Annotated in this window: 16 protein-coding genes and 1 riboswitch; of the genes, 10 read left to right on the forward strand and 6 right to left on the reverse strand. The window is 66.4% G+C overall.

Annotation, left to right across the window (positions count from 1 at the left end):
* Positions 1–36 precede the first annotated feature (36 nt).
* Positions 37–858: a helix-turn-helix transcriptional regulator gene (locus ACFVUS_RS23100; protein WP_387769634.1), complete on the reverse strand. Its 822-nt coding sequence runs from the start codon at positions 856–858 to the stop codon at positions 37–39.
* A gap of 101 nt (positions 859–959) precedes the next feature.
* On the opposite strand from ACFVUS_RS23100, the gene ACFVUS_RS23105 reads away from it, so the two are divergent.
* Positions 960–1505, forward strand: a complete 546-nt coding sequence (locus ACFVUS_RS23105) for a YceI family protein (protein ID WP_387769638.1) — start codon at positions 960–962, stop codon at positions 1503–1505.
* A gap of 153 nt (positions 1506–1658) precedes the next feature.
* On the opposite strand, the gene ACFVUS_RS23110 is transcribed toward ACFVUS_RS23105, so the two are convergent.
* Complete coding sequence (locus ACFVUS_RS23110; protein ID WP_387769641.1) at positions 1659–2285, reverse strand: hypothetical protein; 627 nt, start codon at positions 2283–2285, stop codon at positions 1659–1661.
* Between the two features lie 230 nt (positions 2286–2515).
* Positions 2516–3613 carry a CaiB/BaiF CoA transferase family protein gene (locus tag ACFVUS_RS23115; RefSeq protein ID WP_387769644.1) on the reverse strand — a complete coding sequence of 366 codons (1098 nt, stop codon included), beginning with the start codon at positions 3611–3613 and terminating at the stop codon, positions 2516–2518.
* Between the two features lie 228 nt (positions 3614–3841).
* Here ACFVUS_RS23115 and ACFVUS_RS23120 point away from each other — a divergent pair, with 228 nt between their 5' ends.
* A complete protein-coding gene (locus ACFVUS_RS23120; RefSeq protein WP_387769647.1) occupies positions 3842–4324 on the forward strand; it encodes a DUF456 domain-containing protein in 483 nt (160 codons plus the stop codon).
* On the opposite strand, the gene ACFVUS_RS23125 is transcribed toward ACFVUS_RS23120, so the two are convergent.
* Both ACFVUS_RS23125 and ACFVUS_RS23130 read right to left on the reverse strand, forming a co-directional pair.
* A complete protein-coding gene (locus tag ACFVUS_RS23125) occupies positions 4311–5186 on the reverse strand; it encodes an amidohydrolase family protein (RefSeq protein WP_387769650.1) in 876 nt (291 codons plus the stop codon). The two genes, ACFVUS_RS23120 and ACFVUS_RS23125, sit on opposite strands and share 14 nt — an antisense overlap.
* A gap of 90 nt (positions 5187–5276) precedes the next feature.
* A complete protein-coding gene (locus ACFVUS_RS23130; RefSeq protein WP_387769653.1) occupies positions 5277–6665 on the reverse strand; it encodes an FAD-dependent oxidoreductase in 1389 nt (462 codons plus the stop codon).
* A 289-nt stretch (positions 6666–6954) separates the two neighbouring features.
* Between ACFVUS_RS23130 and ACFVUS_RS23135 the strand changes: the two genes are divergently transcribed.
* The 5 genes from ACFVUS_RS23135 (at position 6955) to ACFVUS_RS23155 (ending at position 10417) form a co-directional block, all read left to right on the forward strand.
* A complete protein-coding gene (locus ACFVUS_RS23135; RefSeq protein ID WP_387769655.1) occupies positions 6955–7392 on the forward strand; it encodes a hypothetical protein in 438 nt (145 codons plus the stop codon).
* A gap of 60 nt (positions 7393–7452) precedes the next feature.
* Positions 7453–7568: riboswitch (SAM riboswitch) on the forward strand.
* A 16-nt stretch (positions 7569–7584) separates the two neighbouring features.
* Positions 7585–8007: a rhodanese-like domain-containing protein gene (locus ACFVUS_RS23140; RefSeq protein ID WP_387769658.1), complete on the forward strand. Its 423-nt coding sequence runs from the start codon at positions 7585–7587 to the stop codon at positions 8005–8007.
* Positions 8004–9218 (forward strand): O-succinylhomoserine sulfhydrylase, encoded by a 1215-nt coding sequence (locus tag ACFVUS_RS23145; RefSeq protein WP_387769661.1) that lies wholly within the window; start codon positions 8004–8006, stop codon positions 9216–9218. The genes ACFVUS_RS23140 and ACFVUS_RS23145 overlap by 4 nt, the downstream gene beginning before the upstream one ends.
* 117 nt (positions 9219–9335) lie before the next feature.
* Positions 9336–9974 (forward strand): type 1 glutamine amidotransferase family protein, encoded by a 639-nt coding sequence (locus tag ACFVUS_RS23150; RefSeq protein ID WP_387769664.1) that lies wholly within the window; start codon positions 9336–9338, stop codon positions 9972–9974.
* Complete coding sequence (locus ACFVUS_RS23155) at positions 9971–10417, forward strand: MarR family winged helix-turn-helix transcriptional regulator (protein WP_387769667.1); 447 nt, start codon at positions 9971–9973, stop codon at positions 10415–10417. The genes ACFVUS_RS23150 and ACFVUS_RS23155 overlap by 4 nt, the downstream gene beginning before the upstream one ends.
* A 12-nt stretch (positions 10418–10429) precedes the next feature.
* Here the strand turns inward: ACFVUS_RS23155 and ACFVUS_RS23160 are convergent, their stop codons facing one another.
* Positions 10430–11188, reverse strand: coding sequence for an HAD-IIA family hydrolase (locus tag ACFVUS_RS23160; RefSeq protein ID WP_387770159.1), 759 nt, complete (start codon positions 11186–11188; stop codon positions 10430–10432).
* 163 nt (positions 11189–11351) lie between these two features.
* Between ACFVUS_RS23160 and fgd the strand changes: the two genes are divergently transcribed.
* The 3 genes from fgd to ACFVUS_RS23175 all read left to right on the forward strand — a co-directional run bounded on the left by fgd (position 11352) and on the right by ACFVUS_RS23175 (position 15765).
* Positions 11352–12392 carry a glucose-6-phosphate dehydrogenase (coenzyme-F420) gene (gene fgd / locus ACFVUS_RS23165; RefSeq protein ID WP_387769670.1) on the forward strand — a complete coding sequence of 347 codons (1041 nt, stop codon included), beginning with the start codon at positions 11352–11354 and terminating at the stop codon, positions 12390–12392.
* Positions 12393–12493: 101 nt separating this feature from the next.
* Positions 12494–14572, forward strand: a complete 2079-nt coding sequence (gene pta, locus ACFVUS_RS23170) for a phosphate acetyltransferase (RefSeq protein ID WP_387769673.1) — start codon at positions 12494–12496, stop codon at positions 14570–14572.
* Complete coding sequence (locus ACFVUS_RS23175) at positions 14569–15765, forward strand: acetate kinase (RefSeq protein WP_387769676.1); 1197 nt, start codon at positions 14569–14571, stop codon at positions 15763–15765. The genes pta and ACFVUS_RS23175 overlap by 4 nt, the downstream gene beginning before the upstream one ends.
* Positions 15766–15786: the final 21 nt, after the last annotated feature.

A 15786-nucleotide genomic window follows, 5' to 3' on the forward strand; every position in this document is an offset into this window, starting at 1 on the left:
GAGCGGGAGGAACGAAATAGCCTGAAATGTGAGGGTTTATTCGTTGACCAGCCGCAATCCCGGCGCATGCGCCTTGCGGCGGTCGACCAGCCAGATCTGAATGGTCAGATCGGCGAGCGGATCCATCGATTCGATCTCCACCTCGACCTGCCCGCGCTGCGGATGTTCGATGATCAGCACGTGCGTGCGGTAGTCGATGACCAGGTGCTCGCGCCAGCGTCGCTCGAATTCCGGATAGCGCTGCAGTGCGGTGATACGGGCTTCCAGACTGCGATCGTCGGGGAATTGGGTCTGCTTGGCGCGCAGCGCGGAGGCCACCATATCGGCGGCATCGGACCAGTTCCGAATGTATTTCGGCGCGTCCGGATGGGCGAACACGTAGGTGCCGAAATTGCCGTGCACGGATTCGTCGAGCATGCCGAGCGGTTCGGCGAAATCCTGCCAGGCCGGATTCCAGGCCAGCAGGTCCAGCCAGCGCCCGAGCATGAAGGCGGGGGTGGGGTGCAATGCGTCCAGTACCGCGCGCATGGTGTCGGAGACCTGTTCGCGCGACTGCCCGGCCGAGGGGCAGCTGGCCTTCTGCTCCATGCTCATGGCCAGCCTGCCGAAGTGGTGGCGCTCAACTTCGTTGAGCCGCAAGGCATCCGCTATCGCGCCGAGAACGGAGCTGGAGGGGTTGCTGTCCCGGCCCTGTTCCAGTCTGGCCAGATAATCCGAGCTGACACCGGCGAGTGCGGCGACCTCTTCGCGGCGCAATCCGGGGGTGCGGCGACGCCGCCCCGCGGGCAGGCCGACGTCTTCGGGCTGCAATTGCGCGCGGCGCGCGATCAGGAATTCGGCGAACTCGGATCTGGACACATATCCATAGTGCCTGTTCCAAGCCTCGTTATCCCAGCCCTGCCAGTGCCAGGATCAAGACGGTGTGGCTAACCGGACTGGGGTCCGCTTGAATAGTGGACATGACGACTTCTGAGCAGACCCGCCTGGCCTCCGGTTCCTGGGACCTCGACGCCAACCACTCCTCGGTGAACTTCACCGCTCGCCACCTGGGCATCTCCAAGGTGCGCGGCCGCTTCAACAAGTTCGAGACCGCCTTCGTGGTGGACGAGGCCGGTAAGGCCGTCACCATCGAGGCCACCATCTACCTCGACTCCTTCGACACCGGCAACGAGGCCCGCGACGGCCACGTCCGCAGTGCCGACATCCTCGACACCGCCAACCTGTCCACCCTGCACTTCAAGGTCACCGAGCCGGTCGACATCGCCGAAGAGTTCGAGGTAACCGGTGAGGTCACCCTCGGCGGCGTCGTGAAGCCCGTCACCCTCGATGTCGAGTGGGGCGGCGTCCAGCTGTTCCCCGGCGACCAGAAGCAGCACGCCGGCTTCACCGCCACCGGCACCATCAAGCGCAGCGAGTTCAATATCGCCTCCGGCCTGCCGACCGCCATGCTCGGCGACAAGATCGCCATCGAGCTGGACATCCAGCTGGTCGAGCCCTCCGCCTGATTTGGTTCATCGGCTTCCCGGCCGGAAGCCGATCGCCAACGACGGAAGTCGGCAGCAGTTCCGACCCATATGAAAGCGGCGGCACCCAATCGGGTGCCGCCGCTTCGTATTTCGCTCAGCGCCGCCGTTGCCGGACAGCGTGCGACTCGTGGATCAGCCCGCTACTCCGGCGGCACCCGCGCCCGCGCCGATGGCGGCACCGATGCCCGCACCGACCGCCGCGGCGGGCAGGCCGAGAGCGGCCGCGCCGAGCGCACCGCCGCCGACCGCGCCGATCGCCGCGCCGAGCGCGATGCCACCGGCCGCGCCCGCGGCCTCGGCGGCCAGACCGGCCACGAAGATCGGGACATCGATGACGCAACCGGTGGTCGCGCAGCCGACGGCGGCGGCGGTCAGGGTGGCGAGGGCGGGAGCGCCGATGCCGATCAGGAATCCGACGCCCGCGCCGACGACGCCACCGGCGACCGCGCCGCCCGCCGCGCCGATGACCGCGGCCGGAACGCCCGCCGCCACCGCGCCGATGCCCGCGCCGACGAGGGCGGCATTACCGACCTTGGTCAGGTCCGGGCCCGCCGGAGCGTCGATCGCCGCGGCCGGGACCGGTGCGGAGACGGCGGCGGCGGCCGGAAGCTGGTCGATTGCCGCCGGTGCGGTGATCGCGGCGGGCTGGGCGATCGGCGCGGCCTGAGCGGTGCCCGAGAGCATCACGGCGGCGGCGACGGGCAGCGCGCACAGGGTGGCGATGCGGGTTGCGAGCATGGTGGAGCGACGAGACAGCACGGTATTTCCCCCGATGATTGACGACTTCAGACTGTGGAGCGAAGCCGACTGGGACAGTGGGCTCCGGCGCTGTTGAAGCTATCGGGTGGCGAGGTCGATACTCAAGCTAAATAGCTGCCCAGCTGCTGTGATCTGCCACCGCTATCACGCTTTTCATGCGAACCGGCTATGAAAAAAGGCGGTGGCATTCGATTCGAATGCCACCGCCTACCCCGCGAAGGGGGTATCGCTCAGTCCGCCCAAACGGTTTCGATCGGGGTGCCCTCGTTCGGCGGCGGGGTGGGGATGCCCGCGGGGGTGCGCGAGAAACGCGGGGCCGGGGCGTGCTGCACGATGCCGTCGATCTCGATCAGTCCGGTGCGTGCCTGGATGTGCGGGTTCTGTTCCGCCTCGGTGAAGGTCAGCACCGGGGTGGTGCACGCGTCGGTGTGTTCGAAGATGGCCCACCACTCGTCGCGGGTCTTGGTCTTGAACTTCTCGGTGAAGATCTTGCGCAGTTCTTCCTGACCGTTCGGGTCGATCTGGAACGGCAGGCCCTCCGGCGAAATCTCCAGGCCCTTCAGCATTTCCGCGTAGAACTGCGGTTCGATGCAGCCGACCGCCATGTACTTGCCGTCGGAGGTCTCGTAGGTGTCGTAGAACGCCATACCGGTGTCGAGCAGGTTGGTGCCGCGCTCATCGGACCAGAGTCCGACGCCCTTCATGCCCCAGATCATGTGCGAAAGGGCAAGCGCCCCATCGATCATGGCGGAGTCGATGACCTGACCCTTACCCGAGGACTGGCGTTCCACCAGCGCGGCCAGAATGCCGAACACCAGGAACATGGACCCGCCGCCGAAGTCGCCGACCATGTTCAGCGGCGGCACCGGCCGCTCGCCCTTGCGCCCGATGGCATTGAGCACGCCGGTGAGCGAGATGTAGTTGATGTCGTGCCCGGCGCGATCGGCGAGCGGACCGTACTGGCCCCAGCCGGTCATGCGGCCGTAGACGAGTTTGGGATTGCGCTCCAGCGCGACGTCCGGTCCCAGTCCCATGCGCTCGGTGACGCCGGGTCGGAAGCCCTCGAGCAGCACATCGGCCTTCTCGATCAGCCCGAGCACCTTCTCGATATCGGCCGGATCCTTGAGATTGGCCTCGACGATGGTGCGCCCGCGCCACTGCGGCCGCTCCATGAAGCCGGGCAGCTGGTTCGGCCGCTGCACCCGCACCACGTCCGCGCCCAGATCCGCGAGCAGCAGCGCCGCATGCGGTCCGGGGCCGATTCCGGCGAGTTCAACTACCCGGACCCCCGCGAGCGGGCCCTGCTTGGCGGTGGATGGAGTGCTCACGCCCTACCTCGGTTCATCGTTCCAGCGCACCGGCCACAACACCGGTGTTGACGCTACGACAATAACGTGACACCCCGGCCCCGCGGCAAGGCCGTCCGGCCGCGCGCGCGGGTCTTGGCGATGTGCACGAAGACATCCGCCGATGTCGTGCGCGACACCGAAGGTGTGAGCGGAATTCGCCCGGGTGGGCGACAATGCGTGCAAGTCGGCAGTGTGGGAGGAACAGCGGTGAGTGCATCGGGCGAGGTCTTGGTCGGCCTCGCGATACTTGTCGGACTGCTCGGGGTGATCGTGCCGATTCTGCCCGGCGTGATCCTGATTCTGGTGGCCATTCTGGTGTGGGCGATCATGACCGGGGGTGCGACGGCGTGGGGTGTATTCGCCGCCTGCGCAACGCTTTTGGTGATCAGCGGCGTCATCAAGTACACCTGGCCGGGCCGGAAATTGCGCGAGGCGGGGGTGCCGAATCGGTCGCTGCTCTTGGGCGCGGTGCTGGGCATCATCGGCTTCTTCGTGGTGCCGGTGATCGGGTTGATTCTGGGATTCGTTCTCGGCGTTTATGTTTCGGAGTTGCAGCGGTTGCGCGAACAGACTCCGGCCTGGCGGTCGACGGTGCACGCGCTCAAGGGCGTCGGGCTGTCGATGCTGGTGGAATTGCTGGGTGCGCTACTGGCAGCGGGTGTTTGGCTGATCGCCGCTATCGCGACCTAGGGTCGATCCTGGGTAGCGGCAAGGTGTCCGCCGGTGCCGGCAGTTCGGAGCGGTGCAGGCGCAGCGTCGGTGATTCCGGTCCGAACAGCGGCACGGTCGGTGTCGGATCCTCGATGCGGCGTTCCTTGGCGGGCAGCCCGTAGAAGGCGCGGGCGTTGTCGTCCAGCACCTTGTGCAGGTCACTACCGACCGAATCGGAGATGATCCGCATATCGGAGTCCAGGAACGGCCGCCCGGCGCGGGTGCCGGGCAGATCGGACCCGAACATGAGCGCCTCGGGATTCACCGCGTGCACCTTGCGCAGCGCCATCCCGACATTCATGGCGACCCGCCCGAAGCCGGAGGCCTTCACCTTGGCCCCGCGATCGACCAGATTCAGCAGGTAGGGCAGGCAGTCGTCGGACATGCCCATGTGATCGATGGACAGCTTGGGCAGTTTGGTGATGACCGGTTCCAGCGATCCCAGCATGGACCCGTCGATGTACAGCTCGACATGCCATCCGGCCAGCTCGTAGGCCCGCCGCGCCAGCATGGTGAGCCCGACGATATCGCCGCCCGCGCGCTTGAAATTGAACCGGACCGCGCGCACGCCCGCGCGGTTCAATTCCAGGATCTCGGCGTCGGTGGCGTCCTCGTTCAGATTGACGACGCCGACCCAGCCCGCACCCAATTCGGCGAGGGCTGCCCGGAGATAACTGGTATCGGTGCCCTGGAACGACCCGCTGACCACCGCGCCGCCGTCGATATCGAAGCGCTGCATGCGGCGTCGATAATCGGCGACGGTGTACGGGTCGGGCAGGTAGCCCTCGTTCTCGGCCAGCGGGAACCGCGGGTCGAAGATGTGGAGATGGGCATCGAACACGTGATCAGCATGCCTCACAACGGTGACAAGTGCGGAAAACCTTGTCCACCTGTCGGATTGGGCCAGGTCAGTCGAGGGGAACCAGGTTGATCAGGAAACCTTGTCCGGTTCGCTGGCGCGCAGCATGTCCTCGCGCTCGACGACCTTGACCCGCTCGCGGCCTTCGGGCTCGCCGAGGGCGCGCTCGTGCGCGTCCAGGCGGTACCAACCGGCCCACGTGGTGAAGGGGACGCCCTTGTCCTCCAGGAATTTGGTGACCGCATCGAGTTCCGGCTCGGCGGCCGCGGTGAACTTCGCGGCGTCGTCGAGCAGGCAGGCGATGGTCTCGTTGGCGTCACCCTTGGTGTGGCCGATGAGGCCGACGGGTCCGCGCTTGATCCAGCCGGTGACGTAGGTCTGCGGCATGAAACGCGCCGCACCGTCGGCGTTCTCGTCGATGAGGACGCGACCGGCCTCGTTGGGCACGGTGCCCGCCTGATCGTCGAACGGCAGGGCGGGGATGTTCTGCGACAGGTAGCCGACCGCGCGGTAGATGGCGGTGACGTCCCAATCCTTGAATTCGCCGGTGCCCTTGACGTTTCCGGTGCCGTCGAGCGCGGTGCGCTCGGTGCGCAGGCCGACGACCTTGCCGTCCGCGCCGAGGATTTCGGCCGGGTTCTCGAAGAAGTGCAGGAAGAGCTTGTGCGGGCGGTTGCCGACGTCGCGGATGGCCCACTGCTCGAGGGTGTTGCAGATCATGTCGACCTGCTTGGAGTGCCGGCGCGCGGCCTCGGAACCCTCGTCGTAGTCGATGTCCTCGGGATCGACGATGACCTCGATGGTCGGCGAGTGATCGAGTTCGCGTAGCTCGAGCGGGGTGAACTTGGCCTGCGCCGGGCCGCGACGTCCGAAGACGTGCACTTCCAGGGCCTTGTTCTCCTTGAGACCGTCGTACACGTTCGGCGGGATCTCGGTGGGCAGCAGTTCGTCGCCGGTCTTGGCGAGCACGCGCGCCACATCCAGGGCCACGTTGCCGACGCCCAGGACCGCGACCTTCTCGGCTTCGAGGGGCCATTCGCGCGGCACGTCCGGGTGGCCGTCGTACCAGGAGACGAAGTCCGCGGCGCCGTAGGAGCCGTCGAGTTCGATGCCCGGGACCTCGAGCGCGCGGTCGGCGTTGGCGCCGGTGGAGAAGATGACCGCGTCGTAGAAGCGCTGCAGATCTTCGAGGTTGATGTCGACGCCGTAGTCGATATTGCCGAGCAGGCGCACCTGCGGCTTGTCCAGCACCTTGTGCAGGGCGGTGATGATGCCCTTGATGCGCGGGTGGTCCGGGGCGACGCCGTAGCGGATCAGGCCGAACGGCGCGGGCATCCGCTCGTACAGGTCGATGCTCACGTCGGCGTCGGATTTCATCAACGCGTCCGCCGCGTAGATTCCGGCCGGGCCGGCGCCCACGATCGCTATACGAAGCGGGCGGGTCGCTGCTTGTTCGGTCATTCTTGGCGCACCCTTTGGTTGAACTATCTTGCCGTCAAGTCTCAGCCGTCTTTCTTAGCTTAGGCTAAGTTGACGCCCTCGCCCCGGGGTGCCCTTCATTGGAATCCCCGAAGCTGCAGCGTTGCTGCGTGGTCCTGCTATTTCCGTTTTCAACCGGAAATTCTGCTGATTCTATCGGTGGGCGGAAGCCCCCGCCCGCGCCGGTGCCGCGCAACTGTGCGGACGCCCAGCAGCGTGAAATGCCGGTGTCGCGCCCGATCGCACCGCCGTGACCGGGCATGATCGAGTCATGGAAGATGCCGACGACCAGCAGATACCGATCGATCAGAGCAGTGCGCGCAGCATGCTGCCATTCCTGGTCGCCGCGGGCGTCCTGGTGCTGGTGATCGTGGGAATCGTGGTCGCCGCCCTGGTTTCGCCGGTTGAGAAGAATGTCACAGATTCGGACCGGCTCGAGCTGGCCTCCCGCAAGTTCCTCCAATCCCGCAGCGCCACCGGCACACTGGACCCCCGCGTGGTCTGCGACGGATTCACCGAGGAACGCTCCCCGCTCGCCCCCGCCAAGGCGGGTGACGGTACCGCCTTCGACTTCGTGAAACTCGGCGATCCGGCGGTGACCGGGGACCGGGCCACCGCGCAGGTCACCTTCGATACGGCCGGGAAGGAATCAACCTCCACCTGGCACTTCACCCGTTCCGGCAGTCTGTGGCTGGTCTGCGATTCCTGACCCGCCGCGACACTCTGCACGGTTTGACAGGTGGGCCTTTTTTCGGTCAATCTCATCCCAGGTCATGAGTACCAGCGCCAAGCCCCGGCTGGCTGGTCGGCAACCCTCCTCCGCGGCGGGGTGCTCCGGGTGACGACCTGGCCGCGCATCGGGCAACGGTGCGGCAAGTGCGGATTCACAGGAGGTCGACAAGTGAGCTACGCGGGCGATATCTCGCCGAAGCAGGCGTGGGAATTGTTGCGGGACAATCCGGATGCGGTGCTGGTCGATGTGCGCACCGAAGCCGAATGGCGCTTCGTCGGGGTCCCCGACACCAATGGCATCGGGCGGCCGACCGCGCTGATCGAGTGGGTGGACACCAGCGGCACCCCCAATTCGCGCTTCACGGACCAACTTCAGCAGGCCCTGGCCGAGCGCGCCGCGGATTCGGAAGCGCCGGTGATCTTCATCTGTCGCTCCGGTCAGCGCTCCATCGGCGCGGCCACCGCCGCCACGGCGATCGGCATCTCCCCTTCTTTCAATGTCCTCGAGGGTTTCGAAGGCGCGCTGGACGCGCAGGGTCACCGCGGCAGCGAAGGCTGGCGCGCCGATGGGCTTCCGTGGAGGCAGTCATGATCACCGGTGGTTCATTCGAGCGGCCGCTGCCCGAGGGCGTCGGCCCGGCCACGCTGGGCGTGCGCGGTGGTACGCGCCGTTCCGGCTATGACGAGACCTCCGAGGCGCTGTTCCTGAACTCGGGTTTCGTCTACGAGAGCGCCGAGGCCGCCGAGGCCGCGTTCACCGGCGAGATCGAGCACTTCGTGTACTCGCGCTACGGCAATCCGACGGTCGCCATGTTCGAGGAGCGCCTGCGCCTGCTCGACGGCGCGGAGGCGTGCTTCGCCACCGCGAGCGGTATGTCCGCGGTGTTCACGGCGCTGGGTGCGCTGCTCGCCGCGGGTGATCGCCTGGTGGCCGCGCGCAGCCTGTTCGGCTCGTGTTTCGTGGTGGCCAATGAGATTCTGCCGCGCTGGGGCGTGGAGACCGTGTTCGTCGACGGTGAGGATCTGGCGCAGTGGGAAGAGGCGCTGTCGGTGCCGACCCAGGCCGTGTTCTTCGAAACCCCTTCCAATCCAATGCAATCGCTGGTCGATGTGCGCGCGGTCTGCGATCTCGCGCATAAGGCGGGCGCGAAGGTGGTGCTGGACAACGTCTTCGCCACCCCGCTGCTGCAGCGCGGTTTCGATCTCGGCGCGGATGTGCTGGTCTACTCCGGCACCAAGCACATCGACGGTCAGGGCCGGGTGCTCGGCGGCGCGATCCTCGGGTCGAAGGAGTACATCGACGGCCCGGTGAAAACCCTTATGCGCCATACCGGTCCGGCGCTGAGCCCGTTCAATGCCTGGACGCTGCTCAAGGGTCTGGAGACCATGCCGCTGCGCGTGCGCCAGTCCACCGAGTCGGCGCTGCGCATTGCCGAGTTCCTGGAACTGCATCCGGCCGTGGCCTGGGTGAAGTACCCGTTCCTGAAGTCGCATCCGCAGTACGAGCTGGCCCGGAGTCAGATGTCCGGCGGTGGCACCGTGGTGACCTTCGAATTGAAGGCGCAGGCCGAAGCGGCCAAGAAGCGCGCCTTCGAGGTCCTCAACGGCCTGCGCATCATCGATATCTCGAACAACCTCGGTGATTCCAAGACGCTGATCACGCATCCGGCGACCACGACGCATCGCGCCATGGGTCCGGAAGGCCGTGCGGCCATCGGTCTTTCCGATGGTGTGCTGCGGATTTCGATCGGTCTCGAGGATGTCGAGGATCTGCTGAACGATCTGGGCCGGGCACTGGCCTGATAGGAAGCCCCGAGGGCCGGAACCGTCATCGACGGTTCCGGCCCTTTGTCGTTTCGGTCGGAGTCCGAAGGATTGCGGCTATTGACAGCTTGCTGTCAAACATGACAGGATGCTGTCATGACGAAAACAGTTCACCTGGCCGTGTACGACACCTTCTCCGATTGGGAGCCCGGCTTCGCCACCGCGCACATCAACCGCCCGCTGTGGCATCGCGAGCCGGGGGAGTGGCAGGTCCGAACCGTCGGCGCCACAAAGGATTCCGTCGTCTCCATGGGGGGTGTGCGGGTCACGCCGGATCTGACCCTCGACGAACTCTCCCCGTCCGACAGCGCCATGCTGATCCTGCCCGGCTCGGCCACCTGGGAAGCCGGTGCGCTGAATGCCTTCGCCGATAAGGCGCGCGATTTCCTCGCCGCCGGTGTCCCGGTCGCCGCCATCTGCGGCGCGACCTTCGGCCTGGCGAGCGCGGGTCTGCTGGACGGCCGCAGGCACACCAGCAATGCGGCGGAATACCTTGCCATGAGCGGATATTCGGGTGGCGCGGACTTCGTCTACGAGCCCGCCGTGACCGACGGTGATCTCATCACCGCCAGCGGCACCCTGCCGGTCGATTTCGCCCGCGCCATTCTGGGCCGGCTGGATATCTTCGAACCGCACATCCTCGAGGCCTGGTATCTGCTCTATGGCAAGAACGATCCGGCGGGCTTCTTCGCGCTGGCCGAATACGAGGAGAGCCGCGCGGTGGCGACGGCATGACCCGCACCGAACAGGATCTCTTCAGTACGGCGGCGATCACGTCTTTCAAGCTGAACGGCCAATTCCTGGCCATCGCAGAGGAATTGGCCGGTCCGGCCGGGCTCACCGCGGCCTGGTGGCAGGTGCTGGGCGCGGTGCTGCACGAGCCGCTGCCGGTGGCGGGCATCGCCCGCGAGATGGGCATCACCAGGCAGAGCGTGCAGCGCATCGCGGATCTGCTGGTGGAGAAGGGTTTTGCCGAGTACCGCCCGAATCCGCAGCATAAGCGTGCCAAGCTGGTGGCCGGTACCGCGGCGGGTCATGCGGCGGTGCGGCGCATCAATCCGCAGCACGCCGAGATGTCCGCGCGGCTGGTGGCCGAGCTGGGTATCGAGCGCTTCACCCGGATCGTGGATTCGCTCACCGACCTGTCGGCCGCGCTCGAAGCCATCGAATCCGAGTAATCGCAGCGTCTTTCAGGCGTCGAACGGGGCCTTGGTCTTGCCGACGAGTTCCGCGACCGAGTGCAGTACGGCGGTGGGCCGGTACGGATACTGTTCGACGGTGGCCTGGGTGGAGATGCCGGTGGTCACCAGGATGGTGCGCATACCGGCTTCCAGACCGGAGATGACATCGGTGTCCATCCGGTCGCCGATCATGACGGTGGACTGCGAGTGCGCGCCGATTCGGCGCAGCGCCGACCGCATCATGAGCGGGTTGGGCTTGCCCACGTAGTACGGCTCCTTGCCGGTGGCGCGGGTGATGAGCGCCGCGACCGAACCGGTGGCCGGGAGAATGCCCTCACGCGAGGGTCCGGTGGGGTCCGGATTGGTGGCGATGAATCGCGCACCCGCCGAGATCAATCGGATCGCGGTGGTGATCGCCTCGAACGAATAGGTGCGGGTCTCGCCGAGCACGACGTAGTCCGGATCGCTGTCGGTGAGCACGTATCCGATTTCGTGCAGCGCGGTGGTGAGCCCGGATTCGCCTACGACATAGGCGGTTCCGTTGGGCCGCTGCTCCTTGAGGAAGGTGGCGGTCGCGAGCGCGGAGGTCCAGATCGATTCGACCGGGATGTCCAGTCCGGTGTGCCGGAGCCGGGCCTGCAGATCGCGCGCGGTGTAGATGGAGTTGTTGGTCAGCACGAGGAACGGGATGTTGTTATCGCGCAATTCGGCCAGGAACTGGTCGGCTCCGGGCACCATGTGGTTCTCGTGTACGAGAACCCCGTCCATGTCGGTGAGGTAGGACAGGATCGGTTCTTCGGAAGAGGTCACGGGCCAATTGTCCGCTATCCCCGTTGTGTCGGGTGGGTGCGACCCCCGCCACATGGCTGACTAGGGTGCGAAGGGAGCCGTAAACCGGGAATCCGAACGGCGGCGCGGGAGGTTGGCCCGCATGACCAAGCGCACAAGGCGAAGGAGTGGCGCGGTGACAGACCTCAAACTCGGATACAAGGCGTCGGCGGAGCAGTTCGGTCCGCGAGAACTGGTGGAGATCGCGGTCGCGGCCGAACAGCACGGCCTGGACAGCGCGACGGTGAGCGATCACTTCCAGCCGTGGCGGCACAATGGCGGGCACGCCCCGTTCTCGCTGGCCTGGATGGCCGCGACCGGTGAGCGCACCGAGCGGATTCTGCTCGGCACCTCGGTGCTGACCCCGACCTTCCGCTACAACCCCGCGGTGATCGCGCAGGCGTTCGCGACCATGGGCTGCCTGTACCCGAATCGCGTCATGCTGGGTGTCGGCTCGGGCGAGGCGCTCAATGAGATCGCCACCGGATACAAGGGCGAATGGCCGGAGTTCAAGGAGCGTTTCGCGCGCCTGCGCGAATCGGTGGATCTGATGCGCGCGCTGTGGACCGGCGATCGCGTCGACTTCGAAGGCGAGTACTACAGCACGGTCGGCGCGTCCATCTACGACGTGCCCAAGGGTGGCATCCCGGTGTACATCGCGGCGGGCGGTCCGCTGGTGGCCCGGTACGCGGGTCGCGCGGGTGACGGTTTCATCTGTACCTCGGGCAAGGGTATGGACCTGTACACCGAGAAGCTCATGCCCGCTGTCGCCGAGGGTGCGGCCAAGGTCGGCCGGACGGTCGACGATATCGACCGCATGATCGAGATCAAGATCTCCTACGACACCGATCCCGAACTGGCCCTTGAGAACACGCGTTTCTGGGCCCCGCTGTCGCTGACCGCCGAGCAGAAGCACTCCATCACCGATCCGATCGAGATGGAGGCCGCCGCCGACGCCCTGCCGATCGAGCAGATCGCCAAGCGCTGGATCGTGGCGAGCGATCCGGATGAGGCCGTGGAGCAGATCAAGCCGTACCTGGACGCGGGCCTGAACCACCTGGTCTTCCACGCCCCGGGCCACGATCAGCTGCGCTTCCTCGATCTGTTCAAGCGCGATCTGGCCCCGCGCCTGCGCGCGCTGTAGTTCGCTTCCGGGTGCGGTGCGTCACCGGCGGCGCATGATGTTCGGCACGTCGGTGCCGCACCCGGGAAATCTTTATATTCCGGTCGGTACGCTCTTGATTTATGGCCTCACCGGTTTCCAGTGTGTACATCGCGTCGCCCGAGGGTGACACCGGCAAGTCGACGGTGGCGCTCGGCGTCCTGCAGGCGTTGGCCGCGACGACACCGCGAGTCGGAGTGTTCCGGCCGATCACCAGATCCGCGACCGAACGCGACTACATTCTCGAGCTGCTGCTCGAACATTCCACCGCCGATGACGATTACGACCAGTCCATCGGCGTCACCTACGAACAGGTGCACGCCGATCCGGACGCCGCGATCAGCGAGATCGTCATGCGGTATCACGCCATGGCCAAGCAGTGCGATGCCATTCTGATCCTGGGCAGCGATTACACCGATGTCGCCAGCCCGAGCGAACTGCGCTTCAATGCCCGCATCGCGGTGAATCTCGGTGCGCCCGTGCTGCTCGTGGTGCGCGGCTCCGAGCGCACGCCCGCCGAACTGGGGCAACTGGTGGAGCTGTGCCGCACCGAACTGGTGGCCGAGCACGCCAAGCTGGTGGCGGTGATCGCCAACCGCTGCGATCCCGATCAGCTGGAGGCCGATACCGCCGCGCTGGCCAAGGCCGCCGCGGTGCCGTCCTGGACGCTGCCGGAGGTGCCGCTGTTGCAGGCCCCCACCATGGAGGAGCTGTGCCAGGCCATCGGCGGCGAAATCTACAGCGGCGACCCGGAATTGCTGCACCGCGAGGCGCTCGACGTGATCATCGGCGGCATGACCACCGAGCACATTCTGGAGCGGCTCACCGACGGCGTCGCGGTGATCACGCCCGGCGATCGTTCGGACGTGCTGCTGGCGCTGGTGAACGCCCATGAGGCGGAGGGCTTTCCGTCGCTGGCGGGCATCATCATGAACGGTGACATGCTGCCCGCGCCGTCCATCGCGCGGTTGATGGCGGGCCTGAAGCCGAAACTGCCCATCCTGCAAACGGATCTGGGCACCTTCGCCACCGCCAAGGCCGCCGCGCGCACCCGCGGCCGGGTGTCGCTGTCCAGCATTCGCAAGGTGGATACCGCGCTCGCGCTCATGGAGGAGCGGGTGAACGCGCGAGAGCTGTTGCAGCAGATCGAGATTCCCATCCCGAATATCGTGACGCCGCAGATGTTCGAGTATCAGCTCATCGAACGCGCCCGCAATGATCGCAAGCGCATCGTGCTGCCCGAGGGCGATGACGATCGCATTCTGCGCGCGGCGGGCCGGGTATTGCAGCGCAAGATCGCCGATCTCACCATTCTCGGTGACGAGGCGGCGGTGCGCGGTCGTGCCGCCGAACTCGGGGTGGATATCGAGGCCGCCGAGGTGCTCGATCCGCGCACCTGTCCGCTGCGTGACGAATTCGCCGAGGAGTACGCGCGACTGCGCGCGCACAAGGGCATGACGGTGGACCGCGCCCGCGAATACCTCGCGGACATCTCGTATTTCGGCACCATGATGGTGCACATGGGTGTCGCCGACGGCATGGTGTCGGGTGCGGCGCACACCACCGCGCACACCATTCGCCCGTCCTTCGAGATCATCAAGACCGAACCGGGCGTCTCCACCGTGTCCAGCGTGTTCCTGATGTGCCTGGCGGATCGCGTGCTGGCGTACGGTGACTGCGCCGTGGTGCCGGACCCGACCTCGGATCAGCTGGCGGACATCGCGATTTCGTCGGCGCGCACCGCCGCCCAGTTCGGTATCGATCCGCGGGTGGCGATGCTGTCCTACTCGACCGGTGAATCCGGTTCCGGCGCGGATGTCGAAAAGGTGCGCACCGCAACCAAACTCGTGCACGAGCGGGCCCCGCAGCTGCTGGTGGAGGGCCCGATCCAGTACGACGCCGCCATCGAGCCCACGGTGGCGCGCACCAAACTGCCGGATTCGGCGGTGGCCGGGCAGGCGACGGTCTTCATCTTCCCGGACCTCAATACCGGCAACAACACCTATAAAGCGGTGCAGCGCAGCGCCGGTGCGGTGGCCATCGGCCCCGTGCTCCAGGGTCTGCGCAAGCCGGTCAACGATCTGTCGCGTGGTGCGCTGGTCGCCGACATCGTCAATACCGTTGCCATCACCGCCATTCAGGCGCAGCAGGAGGCGAAGTGAAGGTCCTGGTCATCAATTCCGGGTCGTCGTCGATCAAATACCAGCTGCTGGACCCGGAATCGGCCGATGTGGTCGCGGCCGGGATGGTGCAGCGGATCGGTGAACCGGTCGCGGAGGGCTCGCCGAGCATCGAACACCAGAGTGACGGAAAGACTTTCGAGCACGACGGGGAAGTGCCCGACCATGCCGCCGGATTGCGCCTGGTCTTCGATATCTTCGCCGAGAGCGGCCACGACCTGGCCGATGAGGGCTTGCGCGCGGTCGGGCACCGGGTGGTGCACGGCGGTGAGGTGTTCTACGAGCCGACCCTGATCACCGATGAGGTGGTCGAGGCCATCGCGCACCTGTCCTCGCTTGCGCCGCTGCACAATCCGGCCAATGTGGTGGGCATCGAGAGCGCCCGCGAACTGCTGTCGGATGTACCGCAGGTGGCGGTGTTCGACACCGCCTTCTTCCACGGGCTGCCCGCCGCGGCCAAAACCTACGCCATCGACGCGAAGGTCGCCGCCGCGCACGGCGTGCGGCGGTACGGTTTCCACGGCACCTCGCACGAATACGTCTCCGGGCAGGTCGCCGAATTCCTCGGTAAGGACCCGGCCGAGCTGAATCAGATTGTGCTGCACCTGGGTAACGGCGCTTCGGCCTCCGCCATTCGCGGCGGCAAGGCGGTCGACACCACCATGGGCCTGACCCCGCTGGAGGGCCTGGTCATGGGAACCCGGTCCGGGGATCTGGATCCGGGGATCATCTTCCATCTGATTCGCACCGCGGATATGAATGTGGACGATGTGGATGCCCTGCTCAATCGGCAGTCCGGCATCAAGGGCCTGTCCGGGGTGAACGATTTCCGCGAACTCGGCCGCCTCATCGACACCGGGGACGCCGCCGCGCAATTGGCCTTCGATGTCTACATTCACCGCCTGCGCCGCTATATCGGCGCGTACCTGGTGGAATTGGGTCGCGTCGACGCCATCACCTTCACCGCCGGTGTCGGTGAGAACGCCGCCACCGTCCGCGCGGCCGCGCTGGCCGAGCTGGAGCGCTTCGGTATTCAGGTGGATCCGGCCCGCAATACCGCCAAAGACCGCTCCGCCCGGTACATCTCACCCGCGGGCGCGGAGGTCGCGGTGCTGGTGGTGCCGACCAACGAGGAGCTCGCCATCGCGCGTGCGGCCGCCCGGTTGGTGGGCTGACCAGCGCGTCGGAGCGCTGTT

It is taken from the genome of Nocardia sp. NPDC058058, from assembly GCF_042885355.1.
Lineage (GTDB): Bacteria > Actinomycetota > Actinomycetes > Mycobacteriales > Mycobacteriaceae > Nocardia.

Coding starts and splice junctions, on each gene's coding strand:
- ACFVUS_RS23105 (WP_387769638.1), top strand. CDS start 960: ATGACGACTTCTGAGCAGACCCGCCTGGCCTCCGGTTCCTGGGACCTC.
- ACFVUS_RS23130 (WP_387769653.1), bottom strand. CDS start 6,665: ATGACCGAACAAGCAGCGACCCGCCCGCTTCGTATAGCGATCGTGGGC.
- ACFVUS_RS23135 (WP_387769655.1), top strand. CDS start 6,955: ATGGAAGATGCCGACGACCAGCAGATACCGATCGATCAGAGCAGTGCG.
- ACFVUS_RS23145 (WP_387769661.1), top strand. CDS start 8,004: ATGATCACCGGTGGTTCATTCGAGCGGCCGCTGCCCGAGGGCGTCGGC.
- ACFVUS_RS23150 (WP_387769664.1), top strand. CDS start 9,336: ATGACGAAAACAGTTCACCTGGCCGTGTACGACACCTTCTCCGATTGG.
- ACFVUS_RS23155 (WP_387769667.1), top strand. CDS start 9,971: ATGACCCGCACCGAACAGGATCTCTTCAGTACGGCGGCGATCACGTCT.
- ACFVUS_RS23160 (WP_387770159.1), bottom strand. CDS start 11,188: ATGGACGGGGTTCTCGTACACGAGAACCACATGGTGCCCGGAGCCGAC.
- fgd (WP_387769670.1), top strand. CDS start 11,352: ATGACCAAGCGCACAAGGCGAAGGAGTGGCGCGGTGACAGACCTCAAA.
- pta (WP_387769673.1), top strand. CDS start 12,494: ATGGCCTCACCGGTTTCCAGTGTGTACATCGCGTCGCCCGAGGGTGAC.